Here is a 16,562-nt window from a genome sequence, read left to right as displayed (position 1 = left end):
GGCAATGTATTTATACGTTATCAGGCTGAGCGTGGCGGTAACTGGTAGATTTCATTTTCCAGTTCATTAACGGCTTGCTCATACGCCTTTTTGTCACCAAAGCGGGTTTTGATGATTTCTATCGGACGACCCAGCGTATCGAACGGCTTCAGTTTGAGTACCTGAACGTCCTCAATTTCCTGAACCCCTTCATCGGCGTATTTATCCAACAACGTGTTAAGTACCTGCTGTGCTGGCTCGGCGTATTTGGTGAAGTAATTGCGCTTACGCACATTGGCCACGCGTTCCTGCCGGGTTAACGGCGGCTGACCGTACACCACATGGCAGAGCAAATCAAACGGGTCGAGATCTTTACCCACCTCTTCGGCCAGCACGTCCCACAGAATCCCCAGTTGCTCCAGTTCTTCGATGATCACCTGTTTGCGTGGTGCATCCTGCCATTTGCGCACGAAGCTATCCAGTGAGGCGTATTCGCTATCTTTGAGCATCGTTTTGCGGGTGTAATCCTGGAAAGATTCAGTCACCAGTTTGCCATCAGAATCGTAATACTGAACGCGCTTAGCCAGCACTTTTACATCCACGCCATTCACATAGAATTTGCGGACTTTATCTGCATCATCGCTATGAAATTCAGCGTTTCCGGAATGGTTGTCGCGGTTAACGTGATACTCAGCAGCGGCTTCTCGCACTTCACTGGCAGGTTTATCGACATCATCATTAAGGGTTTCTTCTTCCAGCCACTCATTGAAGTCGGAACTTTCATCGGAGATATCGTCGGGTTTAACCACCAGTACTTTTTCCGGCAAACCGTCAAAGCGTGGGTCGGCAAACAGCTCGGTCGCTTTTTTGAAGTCGAGTATGGTGAACCACAGCTTGCCGTGCCTTTCGTTGATACGTGTGCCGCGCCCGATGATCTGTTTAAATTTAGTCATCGACTGGATGTTCTGATCCAGTACGACCAGCTTGCAGGTCTGCGCATCAACGCCGGTTGTCATCAGCTCTGATGTTGTCGCGATAACGGGGTAGGCTTTCTTAGGATTAATAAAGTTATCGAGTTGCGCCTTGCCGATGTCATCGTCGCCGGTGATTTTCATCACGTACTTTTCGTTCTTCAATACCTGCTCAGGGTTGAGCACCACCAGCGCGTGGCGCATGCGGTCGGCGTGATCGATGTCGTTGCAGAAAACAATGGTTTTATCCATCGGATTGGTGCGTTTCAGGTAATCGGTGATGGTCTGCGCAACCAGCATGGTGCGTTCATCAATGACCAGTTTGCGGTCAAAATCTTTCAGGTTATAGATGCGGTCTTCAATCTCTTCGCCATATTTATCCAGCTGGCCTTTGACGGGCCGCCAGCCCTGAACATCAACATCGATATCAACGCGCACAACTTTATAGGGGGCGAGAAAACCGTCTTCAATACCCTCTTTGAGAGAATAGGTGTAAACCGGCTCACCGAAGTAATCGATATTGGAGACGTCTTCCGTTTCTTTTGGCGTCGCCGTCAGGCCAACCTGTGTGGCGCTGCCGAAATATTCCAGAATCTCTCGCCAGGCTGAATCTTCAGACGCGCTGCCACGGTGGCATTCGTCAATCACAATCAGGTCGAAGAAATTTGGATCTACCTGTTTATAGGCTTTCTGATGTTCTTCCGGTCCGGTAATAGCCTGGTATAACGCAAGATGGACCTCGTACGCCGGATCAATGGTACGTCCGGTAACTTTGGTCATTGCTGTACCGAAAGGCTGGAAATCATTATTTTTAGTTTGATCGACAAGAATATTGCGGTCGGCGAGGAAGAGGATGCGTTTTTTGTTTTTGGCCTTCCACAGCCGCCAGATAATCTGGAATGCGGTATACGTTTTACCCGTACCGGTTGCCATGACCAGCAGAATGCGATTTTTTCCAGCCGATACGGCATCTACCGTTCGGTTAATCGCCTGCATCTGATAGTAACGAGGAGCTTTCCCGCTACCGTCATCGTAATAATCCTGACTAATAACGGGCAATTGTTCCTGAGTGAACCCTTTCCAGTCACAGTATTTTTGCCAGAGCTGCTCAGGTGTTGGGAAATCGCTGAGGGCAATTTCGGATTCGAGCTGCTGCGGGTTGGTTTTATCGTGGAAGATGAAACCATCACCATTGGAGGCAAACACAAAAGGCACATCAAGCAAGCTGGCGTAGTCCAGACCCTGCTGCATTCCTTTGCTGATGGCGTGCTTATTGGCCTTAGCTTCGATCACTGCCAACGGCAAGTTCGGCTTGTGGTACAGCACGATGTCGGCGGATTTAACTTTGATACGTGAGGCCAGTTTGCCACGCACTACAATTTTGCCATCGCGCAGTTTTACTTCCTGACGAACTTGTGACATGACATCCCAGCCTGCGGTCTTGACGGCAGGCAGGATATATTTGGTGATAATGTCTGTTTCCGTCAGATGAGTTTTGTTTTCGCCAACCATAGCAGAGCTCTCAACGAAATAGGATTAGCTCTGATTTTACACAGATTAATGTATCAGGTAATGAGCTGATCAGGTGTTTTGGGGAACAACTGGCAAAATTAAGGTGGATAATTCGAACTATTAGTATTTTTCACGTTTAAGAACTTACTACATGTTTGTTACTAACAATTTATTGCGATCGTGCTCACAACGTGGACAATACTTAATCATATGAGGCGTTTATATCAACTAAATCAATAATTTCATTTAAGTCACGGGATGGGGAATGGACAGTAACACTCAGGGATTCACTTCATACTGGCGTAATACCTTAGCTGACGCCGAGTCTGGAAAAGGGGCATTTGAGCGCAAAGATGAAGAGTCATTTACTCAGTGGATGAATGTCGATCGGGGCAGGTTGGATGAAGAGATCGTGCAAGCGTTCTTCGAGGGCGAAGACGAGCAGGTTAAGACCGTCGAGGTAATGTTACGACCGCAGGTATGGATCCGCCTGTTAAAGCATGGCAAGGAACGGACGGCAGGCGCACCAGGTATAGTTACGCCTCTGGTTACTTCCGCACTGTTAAACCGAGAGGGCTTTTTGTTCCCCGCATCTCCTGCAACCATTCCCCGTGACCTGCTTGAACCTCTCCCTAAAGGCACCTTTTCTATTGGTGAGATGACAGAATATGACAGGTACAAAACCACACATGATTCGGTCACTTTTGGTCCCGAAGATGAGGATGAACAGCGCGAGGAAACAGACGAACAGCAGGTGGAACGATATGCTCGCTATAAGCAGTTGTGGCAAATGTACCTTAAAGAGACAAATGAACTTTTAAAAAGTGTGGCCGGGAAATGGCTCGATGCACCAGAGCAATATGAGCCGGCTGGATATGGCTATGTGATTAAAGCCAACCAGTCTGGCGGCGCCAGCATTCATATTCTGCCCATGTACGATCATTTACTGTCGTGCAAAAAAGAGGTGCCATTACTGGCACGCTTTGCCTCAAAGGATAAATCTCCTGTTGAGCCGCTCCTTGCCAGTAATGCCATGTTCACTGAGCGTCTGGGCCATTCTGGCGACAAATTTCCTCTGGCTGTCGCACAGCGCGATGCCCTGAGCCATTATCTCACTCAGCAGCCGGGCGATATTCTTGCCGTCAACGGTCCTCCGGGAACCGGAAAAACCACACTGGTGCTCTCTATCATTGCCACGGAGTGGGCGAGGGCGGCGCTTAACAAAACTGAACCACCAGTGGTGATTGCGACTTCAACCAACAACCAGGCGGTTACCAACATTATTGAGGCGTTCGGAAAAGATTTTGCTACCGGCAGCGGGCCTATGGCCGGACGTTGGTTACCTGATGTAAAAAGCTTTGGCGCTTACTTCCCGTCTTCAAGCCGAAAAGCCGAGGCAGCAAAAAAATACCAGACGGAAGACTTTTTTAACCGCGTTGAATCCCTTGAATATGTAGAAGATGCCCGGTTCTTTTTCCTTGAAAAGGCAAGTGCAGCATTTCCGACTGTGGAATGCCATTCACCTGAACAGGTTGTGGATCTCTTGCATCAGCGTTTAGTTGAACTCTCTGCAGAGCTTGAGCAAATCGAGCCTGCGTGGGACGCCCTGAACGCCATCCGCGAGGAGCGGAGCGCCGTCAGCGACGATCTCGAACAGTATATTGAGGATAAAAGAACGTCACTGCTTAATAGCACAAATGAAATCTCGCTATTAACGCAGGGCAAAAAACAGTGGGAACAATATCGCGCCGGTGAGTCGTTCATGTTCGCTCTCTTCTCCTGGCTTCCCGCCGTGCGTACTAAGCGTCACTATCAAATGAAGCTGTTTTTAGAGGCTACGTTTGGCGAAAGAATGACAGCATTCCAGGGCGCTCTGCCCGATGGAATTGATGCCTTTATCAATGGCCTGATTGAGCAAACGCGTAAAGAGCAGGCCGGGTATCAGCAGCAAATGGATCTTGCTGAGGACATCTCCCGACGTGAAAGCGAAGCAGCTATACGCTGGCGCGAGATTACTCGCTCACTGGGAAATCCTGGCGAACCAGAGTTGAGTCTGCGCGAAGCCGATGAACTTGCCGATACACGGCTCCGTTTCCCGGCGTTTTTGCTGGCGACGCATTACTGGGAAGGTCGGTGGCTGATGGATATGGCTGCCATAGATAATATTCAAAAGGAAAAAGGTCGTACTGGTGCGAAAAGTACAAAGGCCCGCTGGCAGCGTAGAATGAAGCTAACCCCCTGTGTAGTCATGACGTGCTTCATGTTTCCTTACCATATGAAAACCAGCGAATTTGTCGGCGGCAATAAGAAATTCGACGATAACTATTTATATAACTTTGCCGATTTACTAATTGTCGACGAAGCGGGACAGGTGCTTCCTGAGGTTGCCGCAGCCTCCTTCGCACTGGCGAAGAAAGCCCTGGTGATTGGTGACACAGAGCAGATTGCGCCTATCTGGAATAGTTTGCCCGGTATTGATATCGGCAACATGGTTGAGGAGAATATCCTTCCTGGTGGTACTCAAAAAGAACTTGCCGAATCTTATGCCCTGGTGTGTGACTCAGGAAAGAGTGCTGCATCTGGCAGTGTCATGAAGATCGCCCAGTTTAACTCGCGTTATCAATATGATCCGGACTTTGCGAGGGGGATGTATCTGTACGAACACCGTCGCTGTTTCGATAACATCATTGGCTACTGTAACACCCTCTGCTATCACGGTAAGTTGCAGCCCAAACGAGGGGAAGAAAAAGAGACAATATTTCCTGCAATGGGATATTTGCATATTGATGGTAAAGGTATGCAGGCCAGTGGAGGAAGCCGTTTTAACGCCTTTGAAGCTGAGACGATAGCTGCGTGGCTTGCGGCGCACAAAGAGGAAATCGAGCGTCATTATGGCAAACCTTTACATAAAGTAGTGGGGGTTGTTACCCCATTTTCGGCACAAGTCAGTACGATTAAATCGTCATTACGAAAGCTAGATATTAATTGTAGTGGTGATGAAAATTCGCTGACAGTCGGTACTGTCCACTCCTTACAGGGAGCGGAACGGGCAATTGTGCTGTTCTCTCCTGTATATTCGAAACATGAAGATGGCGGATTTATCGACAGCGACAGCAGCATGCTGAACGTTGCTGTTTCGCGTGCGAAAGATAGCTTCCTGGTCTTTGGCGATATGGATCTGTTTGAGATCCAACCCGGATCGTCACCACGGGGACTGCTGGCAAAATATCTTTTTGCGTCCACTGAAAATGCATTGCAGTTTGAGTTTCAGGAGCGCCAGGATTTAAGTACTTCGCAAACGCAGATTTCAACCCTGCACGGGGTGGAGCAACATGATGCGTTTCTGAACCAGACTTTTGACGCTATTAATCAGAGTATTACTATCGTTTCTCCGTGGCTCACCTGGCAAAAGCTGGAACAGACAGGTTTTCTGGCGTCGATGTCTCAGGCGCGCGCCCGGGGCATTGATATCACTGTAGTAACGGATAAAACCTTTAATACAGAGCATACAGATTTTGAAAAGCGGAAAGAGAAACATCAGCGTCTGAATGAAGCCCTGGAAAAGTTGAATGAAATGGGTATCACGACGAAGCTGGTCAACCGTGTTCACAGTAAGATTGTGGTTGGTGATGAGGGGCTGCTCTGCGTCGGTTCCTTTAACTGGTTTAGCGCCGCGCGAGATGAAAGATACCAGCGATACGATACGTCGATGGTCTATCGCGGTGATAGCTTAAAAGCTGAGATCAAAACGATTTATTCCAGCCTTGAGCAGCGGCAGTTATAACACGGTATGAAGTGCCTGAGCACCCTTATAAATCACAGGGTGCTCAGAATGTTTAATATAATCATGTCTATTAACCCTTAAAAACATTTTGTCGGTGCCATTGCATGTAATTGTATGAGGGTTTAGGTAATGCAATGATCCTCTCTGGTAAATTCAGTTTGTCGCATGTACCAAAATCAAGATGATTGCTTATCAGAACGTCACCTTCGTTAGCGAATGAAATCCAGCCAGAGTCAAATAAAGTATCAATATGAGCCGCAAGCATGAGACCGTTATACGGATCTAATCTTTCTTTCGCAGTTTGGCATGCGGACCAGGGCTTGATATGGCTCGCTCTCAATAATGGCTGAAATGTAATACCGGTTACAGGACAGGCGGGATACAGTCTCAGGCACTCTGCCCGGAAATTACCCTGTCCGATTCTGGCCTGAATCAATGCTGTTCGGGTTGTTTCGTCTATCGCGAGATCCTGAGTGATAATATCAATGCCTGGTTGAACGAGAGCGATTCGGTCGTTCGGGTTTTCATTTACCTCAAATGGCTCAGGTGTTTCAAACCCTAGTTCCTTGAACAGCGCAGAGTGAAATTCTATAGGTAAATATTGTACAACTACCTGTTTTGCGAGCGAATCGACCAAGAGTTTCTGATTTTGTAATAGAAAAAAGGAGGTAACATCAAAGCCACCGCGCACGTTGTTATCTAAGACCGTCCTCAGCCTCGGTTCCTCAGGGCTTTTAAGTAGTGCAGAGTCTGTTCCTTCCAGTGCCCAGAAGCCATCATGCTTTAACCGCCAGAATGGCATTAGAACTTCATAGTTGCTTCGTTTTGGCCCGTAGCGTTTTAGCAAATCTCGTAGTTGATCTTGTATTTCGTCCTGAAACTGGAAAAGTCGCTCATGGCCTTTCTTGTACTGGGAAAGAACGTACAGAACAAGTAAGGGTTTATTCAACGCTGGTGCTTTGTTGTACCAGGCTGTTTTCATCCCGGCAATTTTTTGACTAAGAGATTTTGCGATGGTCATAGTTCGGTTACAGGAGCCAGTAGTTTTGCGATGATGCTCGCAAAACACAGACCAATCAACCCACAATCAACAAAAACATGACATTACCGTACATAACACTATTTCCTGAATCCTCCTCGCAAATTCCAAATTTACCCCACACCAAACCGCTGTATTTATATTCAGTCTTGTATAATGAGCACCAGAAATTACGCAAAACGGCGAAAGGAAGTTTCAAAGAATATGTAACGAGGAATTCGCGATATGAAGGTGCTGCAACACCCCCATACCGCTAACCACAACCAACTAGTAAGGAGTTGTATATGGCTGCGACGAATTTTAAGCCAGAGTTTACTGTTTGCAAAACAGAATCAGACGCTTTCACCGGCATGATTGAAAACCGCGAGCTGGTACGCAAAAACAGCGCCCGCCGACTTCACGGCAACCAGCCTAACGCGGCGCCTGTTCATCCCCGCGCGGAAACGCCGCAGGACAGAGCCGCCTGCTGCGAACTGTATGCACGCATAGACATGAATTATCTTCTGCTGGGCGGAGACTGGTTAACCCGTGCAGGTTTTATCAACGGTATGCCGGTGAAAATCCGCGCTATGAAAGACTGCATTGTGATTACGCCTCAGCATACAAGAGAATTATGGGGATGCCTGGAAGGTATGAGCGTGGTGAATATTAATAAGCAGAAAGCCGCGCAGTGGTTAAAAACGTTTCCGGGGGCGTTGAATGATACTGGAGATATACCTGTGGTGAAGCGCGGAACTGGTCTGGCAGAGTAAGAATAATATCTAAAATATTCCTACATTAATCATGTAAAAGGATAAGTTAATACGGGCGTGAATACACATGTCCGTATTTTTTATAAATTATCTAACTCCGCTGGTGCACCCAATAAATCGGTTGTAACATTCCCTGCAAAGCGACAGGAAGGGCTGATTATGCTTCATGCAAAGTTAAAAAATAATATCCTGATTGGCCTGGCATGCCTTGTTGCCTCCTTCTTTATCGTCCTGTTCCCCCTTGGAGGCCTGCTTGACTACTTATCTCAAGCCAGCAATGATTTTTTAAATCGTACCGGTTTGGGATTTGCTGATGGTGAAGCAGACCCATCATTCTTGTGGGTGCTCGGTGGGATGATGGTCGTCGTTACCGCGCTACTCATGTTCGTCATCCGAAAAATATGCAGCCTGAAACGGGCATGAGATATTTCATTGAAGATTTTTTCGACAATCCCGTCTAAAGTCCTGAAGTGGCGCCTACTTTCGGCTGCCACGGTATTAATCCTCGGATGGCTGTTTGTCTGGCTTGTGGCATTCGGTTCTGATGAGACGACCGTTTATACGGAAAACGATTTTTTCCACTACCACACGCTGACAGACAAGGATATTGAAAACGCCCCGAGAGTAACGGAAGACTACTATTTTGAGGCGCATCCAGGCGAGGGTTATGCACCTTCAAATAGTATCGTTTTTAAAAGGGCTACCGGGATTGCGCCACTGCGCGAGTATCTCGCCACGCTGGGATACGTGAAGGAAAAGCGCAGCCTGGGAGAAAAGGAAATCTGGTCAAAGCCAGAACGGTTAAACGGAGATCTTTTCTATCTTTACTTTAATGTTGTGACGGGGGAAGCTGAACTGACTAAAGTGATGAATCCCTGAATTGATTTACTTCCGTTCATTTACCCAGCCTGAGAAAGTGATAGCGCTTCATAAAATCATGCATATCTTCCTGGCAGGGTGAAAGTGAATCTGCATTCATTTCCACCCTGCATCACTTTAACGCGTCACGATCAAATTCACGTCATAACCGCCCGTGTTATTGGCGTATTCCGATGCCTTGTTGGTATCGTTAAAAATAAAGGCGATTTCACCCTCCGTCGGGGCTTTCAACGGCTTGCCGCCGGAACCGACGGAATAGATTTGATCGCCAATTTTAATCAACAGCGCGCCTGCAATGGCACCCGGCAGAACAAACGACGGGTCAGGCGCCTTAGCGGAAGGATGCTGGCTGTCGCCATCCGGTCCGAAGGTGCGCCCGCGGCTGTCATACTGGGCCTGACCCGCGGCAACCAGCAGAATGCTGTCGCCCTGGCGAACGGTGATCCCGGTCTTCACCCATTCACTGCTGGTTGCAGGAATGTGGCCTTTCCACTGAACAGGGTCTTGCATTGTGTGTTCTTCATCACTCCCCAGATAAACATCCGCATGGAATGAACCGGTATTATCGCTGTGAGATGAATCGCTAATGAATAATCTCAGTTCACCGCTTTCCGGTGCGGCCAGTTGATATACACCGGTACCGATATCGTAGCTTTTCCCGGACTCGCTAAAACGCGCCTTGAGAATGGCAATATCCTTTTTTTGCCCGTTCTTACCAACATTACCGCCCGGGTAAGCCCATGCAAATTCTTCCTTGCCATATTTGATCAGGCCCGTAGCGATAATGGTGATCTTATCGCCTTGGTTGACCTTCAGACCGGTATTAATACCCTGTTCTTTTGTTGAATCAATTGCGCCAGACCATGCGCTTTTTGTAGACATGTTCTATCTCCCTTCGGATGTCAGTGTATTGTATTTCAGCAGGGCTTAATAATTCCCTGCGTCATCATAGGCATCTGATATCAACGGCATGCAACCGTGTGACGTAGACAGAGTAGAGTTGGTTATCGGTGACGGCAAATATAAAAATCACGGATTGATGGACGTTATTTTGCTAAAAACCGTTCAGGCCTGGGTTTGTGTATTATCCTTTTAAGATAAATCTGAGTTAATTCGCGTTGGCAAAAAACGGTTGTGTCATAAATGAGGTAATTATTAAAGCTGATGTAATTCCCCTGAGAAAATACAGGTGTTTTCTCAGGGGCGGGGTTATTATGTGGAAGGACTATTGGATATTGACGGCTCTGCCGTCTACCCAGACGCGGCTGATATTATTATGTCTGGCGTTATAGATAATTTTCTGCAACCGGTCTTCCGGTGTGTCCTCGGCCGTATCAATATAAATGTCGCTGCCGGCGGCTCGGGTATCGATCACAATAGCATCGAACTGGTAGCCGACCGCCAGTTTGCCCACGCGCAGGTCAAGCACCTCTCCCGCACCCCCGGTCGCCAGCCAGAACGCTTCCCGGAAGCTGACCGCCGAGCCAGGTCTGCCGCGCTGTTCCGCGGCGATACGGGCATCGACGCCGTCATTCAGGGCTTTACTGGCGGTCATGGCATGGCGGCAGGCATCAAATACCGAAGGGCTGTGGCCGCCCGCAATATCGGTGCCTAAGCCGACGTTAAGTCCGCGGTCCAGCATAACGCGCAGGGGGAAGACTGCATTGGCAAAGTAGAAGTTGGACAGAGGGCAGTGCGCGACGCCCGCCCCGGTTTCCTTAATTAGGTCAGCATCGTCATCTTCGATATGGTTTGAATGCGCGAGTACGGTCTTTCTGGTCAGCAGGCCGAAGTCCCGCAGCGCCGTGGTATCCGTTTTACCTAAACGCTGTTTAACGTAAGCGTGTTCCCAGTCGCTTTCCGAACAGTGGGTCTGCACGTGGCAGCCCGTCTCCGTGGCAATCTCTCCAAGACCTTCCAGCAGAGCATCCGTACAGGACGGAATAAACCGTGGAGTGATGACCGGGAGCACGCGTTTTGCCGTGTTGCCGGGAAGCGATGCAACGGCACGAATAAACTCGCGGGTTTCGGCAAGGGCCGTCGCCGCGCTTTCGTCCCGGTAGTAGTCAGGGCACTGGGAGGGATCGTCCATCGCCACCCGGCCAATCAGTGCCCGTTGACCCTGCTCCAGACAGATGCGGGCCAGCTCCACGCTGCTTTCCGTGTGCAGGGTAGCGAAGTAGACGGCGGTGGTGGTGCCGTTCGCCAGCAGCGCATTGACCAGTTCCGTGTAGTGGCGGCGGGCAAAGGCGATGTCGGCGAACTTAGCCTCCAGCGGGAACGTATAGTCATTCAGCCACTCTTCCAGCGGCTTATCCAGAGCCTTGCCCATCTGCGGCCACTGCGGAGCGTGGACATGCAGATCGATCAGCCCCGGCAGCAGATACTGGTCTGAAGAGAGCTCGGTAAGCTTACCTGCCTTACGGGCCGCATCCCGCACGGGCCTGAACGCGCTATTGTCACCCTGTATAATATCGACAATGGTGCCGCTGCCATCGATACAGAACAGCGTGTCGCTAAAGTGGGACACACGGTCCTTTGATTCCGCGGTGTAGCCTTGAGCACTGACAACCTGCTGCCAGGGAAATGCGTGTAGGGTGTTCATATCGTCGTCCTTATTCATCATCACGCTGAAAGGGAAATTACTCCAAAGTCATGCATTATTATTCGCTCAAAAAGCCTGGCATAAAACCAAAATACATCAACTCATTGATGGGTAAATAAAATGGCACTTATTGCGGTATTTGCGGGGATAATAAAGGTAGGCTGAAATGATAAACGGGAGTTGCTGGCGCTTATTTGGCAAAGTAGTTCAATAACCGATGCGTTATCGACTCATTGAACCGCTTTTTTATCGTTCCCTTTTTCATATACTTTTTATTGTGGTGAATCCCCCTGTGCGGTGGGGCATAATTTATGGGTTAACGTCATTATGCGGGCTTTGCTCACCGGGAGGCACCCGGCACCACAGTCCTTTTTTTGTGTATAATATAATAAATATGAATAATAGCTACGAATAGTTGTGTTCAGATGAATGTTTTATATTTTTTAAAATAAGATATGCCTCTCAAAATATATTTTTATCAGCTTTTATTATCTCTTCCTGGAGCAATCATCGGAGGAAGAATGGACACAACCGAAGAACTAAATGGAACGTATTTTTATGCTGGTAGAACAAACCTCACAGCTGGCGGCCTTTTCTTTATGATTTACTGCGAATCAATTGCCGATCATTTTGGCATTGACGATGTCGCTGGAATTACTGCGCTATACAGCGGTGCTAATAATCAGAAGACCAGAAAGAAACCCGCGGGAGCTAAAGAAGGTACGTCTCGAGCCTCGAAAGCCATGAGGCGTTATTTTAAACAAGCAAAGTTCCCGTATGGCATCAAACTCCCGACATGGATTGGCGGGTACACGCCATGGACTGTACGCTGTAGGATGGTTTCACAAATCAGTACCTTTATCGGAGGAACGATTCCATTAGTTGGCATGGTGATATTAGGCGCTGACGTATCATTAATCACCTATGCTGCAATACGTGATTATAATCGAATCGCGCGGGGCAGTGACAAACTATGGTAGAGGATATTGAGCAGCGCATCTACGCCTTAGCCAGACGCTATAACGGCGTTTATCTGATGAATAACGAAGCGAAGCAGAAATTACTGAATGCAAAAACTGATTTGGATACTGACATGCAGCTTGATGTCACTGAGGCAGAAGATTTAATGGAAGAATTTTTTAAAGAATTTGATGTTGATAGAGGGAATTTTAGCATAAACACCTACTACCCTGATGAGCCTTTTTCATGGAATCCATTCAAAAAATACCCAGTGGTGATGGTTCCCGATTTCACCATTGGAATGCTTATCGAATCCGCAAAAGCGGGCAAATGGTTATACGACTAAAACGCAAGGAGCAATAGAATGGCCGTACCTGTACATCTCTTTTTAACCAATGACGGCGGCACAATGATTTGTGGTTCTTGTGACGTTGCACAAAGGGAAGGAAGCATTGAGCTAAGAGGATTACAGCATAACCTCAGCCTGCCAACCGATTCGGCAACGGGAAAGGTCACCGGCACTCGCCAACACTCGCCGTTTCAGTTTACCAAGGAACTGGACAGCTCTTCGCCCTATCTGTTCAAAGCGGCAGCAACAGGTCAGACCCTTAAAACGGCAGAATTCAGGTTTTACCATATTAACTATTCCGGGCAAGAGGAGGAGTATTACCGAATCACGCTCGAGAACGTTAAGGTCATTTCTTTGAGTCCAGTCATGTACGACACCCGAGGCTGTCCGGGGACGGGGCATATGGAGGAAGTGGCGTTTAATTATGAGAAGATTACCCATTTGTATAAGGACGGTAACTTGTTAGCGCATGATGCGTGGAATGAACGTCCAACCTCTGGCTCTGCTGCTTAACGTTATATTGAACTTGCCCGCCAGCGTTTCGTATGCGCGGGCAGGAATTATCATAACTAATCTCTTTTCGTAAATGATGGCCTAAACATCATAAAAATAACCCACGCAAACATCCCAATAATCTTGATTGGCCAGGGTTCAAACACATTCAGACGCACAATTTCGCCAATCACTAATAGCGGACTTTCTACTCGTTGAGCTATCCCCCCTAAAATATGTAACTTATGAGGCAGTACCCGATTAAGTAATGTCGCTATAAGCTATGCACTACCCAATATGAGCATTATTGCGATTGTGCGATCCTCACAGTTATCAAAACTTATCAAACAAATGAGGCATGTAGCCAGTACATAACCACAAAATAATATATTTAACATGTAAATGATAAACTTGCTCATAGCATTTGCCGAGACGGTTGAAAAATAAAGAGTCTATGAATATAGCGCTCTTTACAGAATGACAAACGACGATGACTAATAATGCATTTAAGAATTTTTGCTCCTCGCTTATTTCCGCAATAATCAAGTTAGCGGCTTCATGCTAATTCCACGCACTCCACCGCTAAATCGACTTTAACTAAACACCGGCACCCCCAGCCCCACCTTCACCTCCCGCAACGTCTCCTGCGTCACCCCCTGCGCCCGTTCGGTCCCGCGCTTCAGCATCGCCATCAGCTCCCCCTTGTCCTGCATATACATCGCCCTCCGCTCCCGCATCGGCGCAATCAGCTCCTGCAGGCACCCCTCCAGCTCGTTCTTACACGTCCGGTCACCCAGCCCGCCCGCCTGATAGTGCGCCTTCATCGCCGCCACTTTCTCCTTGTCCGGATGAAACGCGTCGAGGTAGGTAAACACCACGTTCCCCTCAATTTGCCCCGGGTCGCTCACTTTCAGGTGGTTCGGGTCGGTGTACATCGCACTCACCGCTCGATGAATGGTCTCTTCGCTGGCCGAAAGGTGCAGCGTGTTGCCCAGCGATTTCGACATCTTGGCGCTGCCGTCGATGCCGGGCAGGCGGCTGGTATCGCTCAGCATCGCCTTACAGTGGCGCAGCACCGGGGCGGGCAGCAGGCTGTTCATCTTGTGCACAATCTCGTTGGTCTGCTCAATCATCGGCAGCTGGTCGTCGCCGACGGGCACGCACTCGGCCTTAAACGCGGTGATGTCCGCCGCCTGGCTGATGGGGTAGGCCATAAACCCGACCGGCAGCGAGCGGGCGAAGCCTTTCTGCGCAATCTCGTTTTTCACCGTCGGGTTACGCTCCACGCGGGCGACGGTGACGATGTTCATATACAGCATCGTCAGCTCGGCGAGGGCGGGCAGGGCGGACTGCAGGCAGATGGTGGTCAGGTTCGGGTCGATGCCGGCGGCGAGGTAGTCGGCCAGCACTTCGGGGATGTTGTCGCGGATCTTCTGCGGGTTGCTGCCGTTGTCGGTCAGCCCCTGCAGGTCGGCAATCAGCACAAACTGATTGTGCGTCTGCTGGAGCGCCACACGCTGGCGCAGCGAACCGACGAAATGGCCGAGGTGCAGCGGGCCGGTTGGGCGGTCGCCGGTGAGGATGGTTGGCGTGTTCATAAAGACTCCTTAATGTGCAGTTGCCGAAAGGGGTCTTAGAAATGTGAAAGCCGCCTTTCGGCGGCTATCTGAAAATGGGAAAAACTACTCCGTGCCGCCTTTAAGAAGGCAGCCACCAGCGGTTTACGGTGAGTACGGCGTGGTTTATGTTCATCTCTTTACCGTACCACGTCCGGCGCGAAAAACAAAAGGGCACGTCATGCTGCAATCACTCAACCACCTGACCCTCGCGGTCAGCGACCTGCAAAAAAGCGTCACCTTCTGGCACGAGCTGCTGGGGCTTACGCTGCACGCCCGTTGGAATACCGGGGCCTATCTCACCTGTGGCGATCTGTGGGTCTGCCTGTCGTACGACGAGGCGCGCCAGTACGTGCCGCCGCAGGAGAGCGACTACACCCACTACGCGTTCACCGTGGCGGAAGCGGATTTTGAACCGTTCTCGCACAGGCTGGAGCAGGCGGGCGTCACCGTCTGGAAGCAGAATAAAAGCGAGGGGGCGTCGTTCTATTTTCTCGACCCGGACGGGCACAAGCTGGAGCTGCACGTGGGCAGCCTCGCCGCGCGGCTGGCGGCGTGTCGCGAGAAGCCCTACGCGGGCATGGTGTTTACCTCAGACGGGGCTTGAGGCGCGCACCTTCAGCCTGCCCGCCAGCGTCACGTGCGTGGCGGCATCTTCCTGATTACACAGGTACTCCACCGCCAGCCGTCCCAGCTCGCTGTAGGGCAGCTGGATACTGGTCAGCGGCGGGGTGAGCTGCTCGGAGATCTTCTGGTCGTCGTAGCCCGCCAGCAGCATATCCTGCGGGATGCGCACGCCGTTCACCGCCAGCGCCTGATAGCAGCCAATCGCCAGCCAGTCGCTGGCGCAGAAGATGGCGTCCGGGCGCTCGGCCAGTTCCAGCAGGGAGGTGGTGGCGGTAAAGGACTCGCTGAACTGCCAGTTGGTCTGGCGCACCAGATTATCGTCGCACGCGAGTCCGGCCTGCTGCAGCGCCGCCTGGTAGCCCGCCAGACGCAGGCGGGATGCCTCCATCCAGCTCTCGCCGGTAATGTGGGCGATGCGCGTGGCCCCGCAGGCGATGAGGTGTTTAGTCACCTGGAAGGCGTTGGCGTAGTCGTCCGGGATAAACGACGGCAGCAGCGGCGAGCCGGGGTCGCGCTGGTTGAGCAGCACCAGCGGGATGCGGGTGCAGTCCTGAAACGCCGTCATGTCCACCAGCGTGGTGACCGGGGAGGCGAGGACAATCCCGATGCAGTTGCGCTTCTCGAGCTGGCGGATGATGTTCAGCGCCAGCTCGATGTCGTCGCCGTAGTCATACACGGTGAGCAACGTCTCGTTGCGCCACGCCGCTTCCCGCGCCTGGCTGATGGCGTCGATAAACGGGTCGAAGCTCTGCATGGAGCTCACCAGCAGGGCGATCTCTTCCTGGTTGCGCGGGGCGTGTACGGCGGGGAGGCGGTCGTAGCCGAGTTCGGTAGCGACATTAATCACCCGCTGGCGGGTGTCGTCGCTGAGCTTGATGTTGCGGGACTGGTTAAGCACCAGCGATACCGTCGCCTGCGACACCCCTGCCGCCCGCGCAATATCGTTCATCGTCACTTTCGTTTTTCGCTTCATCCGTCCTCTCCCTTTCGCGAATTC

At 50.3% G+C, this 16,562-nt stretch carries 14 protein-coding genes; 8 read left to right on the top strand and 6 right to left on the bottom strand.

What is annotated here, in order from left to right:
* Positions 1-20: 20 nt before the first annotated feature.
* Positions 21-2,462 (bottom strand): EcoAI/FtnUII family type I restriction enzme subunit R, encoded by a 2,442-nt coding sequence (gene hsdR / locus GM298_RS10095; protein WP_266154051.1) that lies wholly within the window; start codon positions 2,460-2,462, stop codon positions 21-23.
* A gap of 265 nt (positions 2,463-2,727) precedes the next feature.
* Between hsdR and GM298_RS10090 the strand changes: the two genes are divergently transcribed.
* Positions 2,728-6,246, top strand: coding sequence for an AAA domain-containing protein (locus tag GM298_RS10090; RefSeq protein ID WP_266154050.1), 3,519 nt, complete (start codon positions 2,728-2,730; stop codon positions 6,244-6,246).
* 70 nt (positions 6,247-6,316) lie between these two features.
* Here the strand turns inward: GM298_RS10090 and GM298_RS10085 are convergent, their stop codons facing one another.
* A complete protein-coding gene (locus GM298_RS10085) occupies positions 6,317-7,267 on the bottom strand; it encodes an HNH endonuclease (protein WP_266154049.1) in 951 nt (316 codons plus the stop codon).
* A gap of 302 nt (positions 7,268-7,569) precedes the next feature.
* Here GM298_RS10085 and GM298_RS10080 point away from each other — a divergent pair, with 302 nt between their 5' ends.
* The 3 genes from GM298_RS10080 to GM298_RS10070 are packed head-to-tail and all read left to right on the top strand — an operon-like array spanning position 7,570 to position 8,916.
* On the top strand, positions 7,570-8,037 hold the full coding sequence (locus tag GM298_RS10080) for a SymE family type I addiction module toxin (RefSeq protein WP_266154048.1): 468 nt from the start codon (positions 7,570-7,572) through the stop codon (positions 8,035-8,037).
* A gap of 57 nt (positions 8,038-8,094) precedes the next feature.
* A complete protein-coding gene (locus GM298_RS10075) occupies positions 8,095-8,460 on the top strand; it encodes a hypothetical protein (protein ID WP_266154047.1) in 366 nt (121 codons plus the stop codon).
* A 9-nt stretch (positions 8,461-8,469) separates the two neighbouring features.
* Positions 8,470-8,916 carry a hypothetical protein gene (locus GM298_RS10070; protein WP_266154046.1) on the top strand — a complete coding sequence of 149 codons (447 nt, stop codon included), beginning with the start codon at positions 8,470-8,472 and terminating at the stop codon, positions 8,914-8,916.
* Between the two features lie 117 nt (positions 8,917-9,033).
* On the opposite strand, the gene GM298_RS10065 is transcribed toward GM298_RS10070, so the two are convergent.
* Entirely contained in the window at positions 9,034-9,798 is a 765-nt protein-coding gene (locus GM298_RS10065; protein WP_266154045.1) for a LecA/PA-IL family lectin, read from the bottom strand.
* A 343-nt stretch (positions 9,799-10,141) separates the two neighbouring features.
* Positions 10,142-11,521 carry a guanine deaminase gene (gene guaD / locus GM298_RS10060; protein ID WP_266154044.1) on the bottom strand — a complete coding sequence of 460 codons (1,380 nt, stop codon included), beginning with the start codon at positions 11,519-11,521 and terminating at the stop codon, positions 10,142-10,144.
* A gap of 521 nt (positions 11,522-12,042) precedes the next feature.
* On the opposite strand from guaD, the gene GM298_RS10055 reads away from it, so the two are divergent.
* From GM298_RS10055 to GM298_RS10045, 3 genes are read left to right on the top strand one after another with little or no spacing between them, the layout of a single operon-like run.
* The gene (locus GM298_RS10055) at positions 12,043-12,501 is read left to right on the top strand and encodes an STM2901 family protein (RefSeq protein ID WP_266154043.1); all 459 of its coding nucleotides are present in this window, start codon (positions 12,043-12,045) and stop codon (positions 12,499-12,501) included.
* Positions 12,495-12,827 (top strand): DUF1493 family protein, encoded by a 333-nt coding sequence (locus tag GM298_RS10050; RefSeq protein ID WP_104556426.1) that lies wholly within the window; start codon positions 12,495-12,497, stop codon positions 12,825-12,827. Before GM298_RS10055 ends, GM298_RS10050 begins: the two co-directional genes overlap by 7 nt.
* Before the next feature lie 18 nt (positions 12,828-12,845).
* On the top strand, positions 12,846-13,343 hold the full coding sequence (locus GM298_RS10045) for an Hcp family type VI secretion system effector (protein WP_208283766.1): 498 nt from the start codon (positions 12,846-12,848) through the stop codon (positions 13,341-13,343).
* Between the two features lie 572 nt (positions 13,344-13,915).
* Here the strand turns inward: GM298_RS10045 and trpS are convergent.
* Positions 13,916-14,920: a tryptophan--tRNA ligase gene (gene trpS, locus GM298_RS10040; protein WP_266154042.1), complete on the bottom strand. Its 1,005-nt coding sequence runs from the start codon at positions 14,918-14,920 to the stop codon at positions 13,916-13,918.
* Between the two features lie 199 nt (positions 14,921-15,119).
* Between trpS and fosA the strand changes: the two genes are divergently transcribed.
* A complete protein-coding gene (gene fosA / locus GM298_RS10035) occupies positions 15,120-15,545 on the top strand; it encodes a FosA/FosA2 family fosfomycin resistance glutathione transferase (RefSeq protein WP_104557333.1) in 426 nt (141 codons plus the stop codon).
* Here fosA and GM298_RS10030 read toward each other — a convergent pair.
* Complete coding sequence (locus tag GM298_RS10030) at positions 15,531-16,538, bottom strand: LacI family DNA-binding transcriptional regulator (RefSeq protein WP_266154041.1); 1,008 nt, start codon at positions 16,536-16,538, stop codon at positions 15,531-15,533. The genes fosA and GM298_RS10030 overlap by 15 nt on opposite strands.
* Between the last annotated feature and the right edge of the window lie 24 nt (positions 16,539-16,562).

The sequence above is a fragment of the Enterobacter sp. HSTU-ASh6 genome, from assembly GCF_026319105.1.
In the GTDB taxonomy this organism is placed as follows: Bacteria; Pseudomonadota; Gammaproteobacteria; order Enterobacterales; family Enterobacteriaceae; genus Enterobacter; species Enterobacter sichuanensis.
This window is presented reverse-complemented; position numbering and strand designations above follow the sequence as displayed.

What these genes read in the sequence shown, in the direction of transcription:
- GM298_RS10080 (WP_266154048.1), top strand. Translation starts at nt 7,570, where the DNA reads ATGGCTGCGACGAATTTTAAGCCAGAGTTTACTGTTTGCAAAACAGAA.
- GM298_RS10050 (WP_104556426.1), top strand. Translation starts at nt 12,495, where the DNA reads ATGGTAGAGGATATTGAGCAGCGCATCTACGCCTTAGCCAGACGCTAT.
- GM298_RS10085 (WP_266154049.1), bottom strand. Translation starts at nt 7,267, where the DNA reads ATGACCATCGCAAAATCTCTTAGTCAAAAAATTGCCGGGATGAAAACA.
- GM298_RS10045 (WP_208283766.1), top strand. Translation starts at nt 12,846, where the DNA reads ATGGCCGTACCTGTACATCTCTTTTTAACCAATGACGGCGGCACAATG.
- GM298_RS10065 (WP_266154045.1), bottom strand. Translation starts at nt 9,798, where the DNA reads ATGTCTACAAAAAGCGCATGGTCTGGCGCAATTGATTCAACAAAAGAA.
- GM298_RS10055 (WP_266154043.1), top strand. Translation starts at nt 12,043, where the DNA reads ATGGACACAACCGAAGAACTAAATGGAACGTATTTTTATGCTGGTAGA.
- trpS (WP_266154042.1), bottom strand. Translation starts at nt 14,920, where the DNA reads ATGAACACGCCAACCATCCTCACCGGCGACCGCCCAACCGGCCCGCTG.
- GM298_RS10090 (WP_266154050.1), top strand. Translation starts at nt 2,728, where the DNA reads ATGGACAGTAACACTCAGGGATTCACTTCATACTGGCGTAATACCTTA.
- guaD (WP_266154044.1), bottom strand. Translation starts at nt 11,521, where the DNA reads ATGAACACCCTACACGCATTTCCCTGGCAGCAGGTTGTCAGTGCTCAA.
- hsdR (WP_266154051.1), bottom strand. Translation starts at nt 2,462, where the DNA reads ATGGTTGGCGAAAACAAAACTCATCTGACGGAAACAGACATTATCACC.
- GM298_RS10030 (WP_266154041.1), bottom strand. Translation starts at nt 16,538, where the DNA reads ATGAAGCGAAAAACGAAAGTGACGATGAACGATATTGCGCGGGCGGCA.
- fosA (WP_104557333.1), top strand. Translation starts at nt 15,120, where the DNA reads ATGCTGCAATCACTCAACCACCTGACCCTCGCGGTCAGCGACCTGCAA.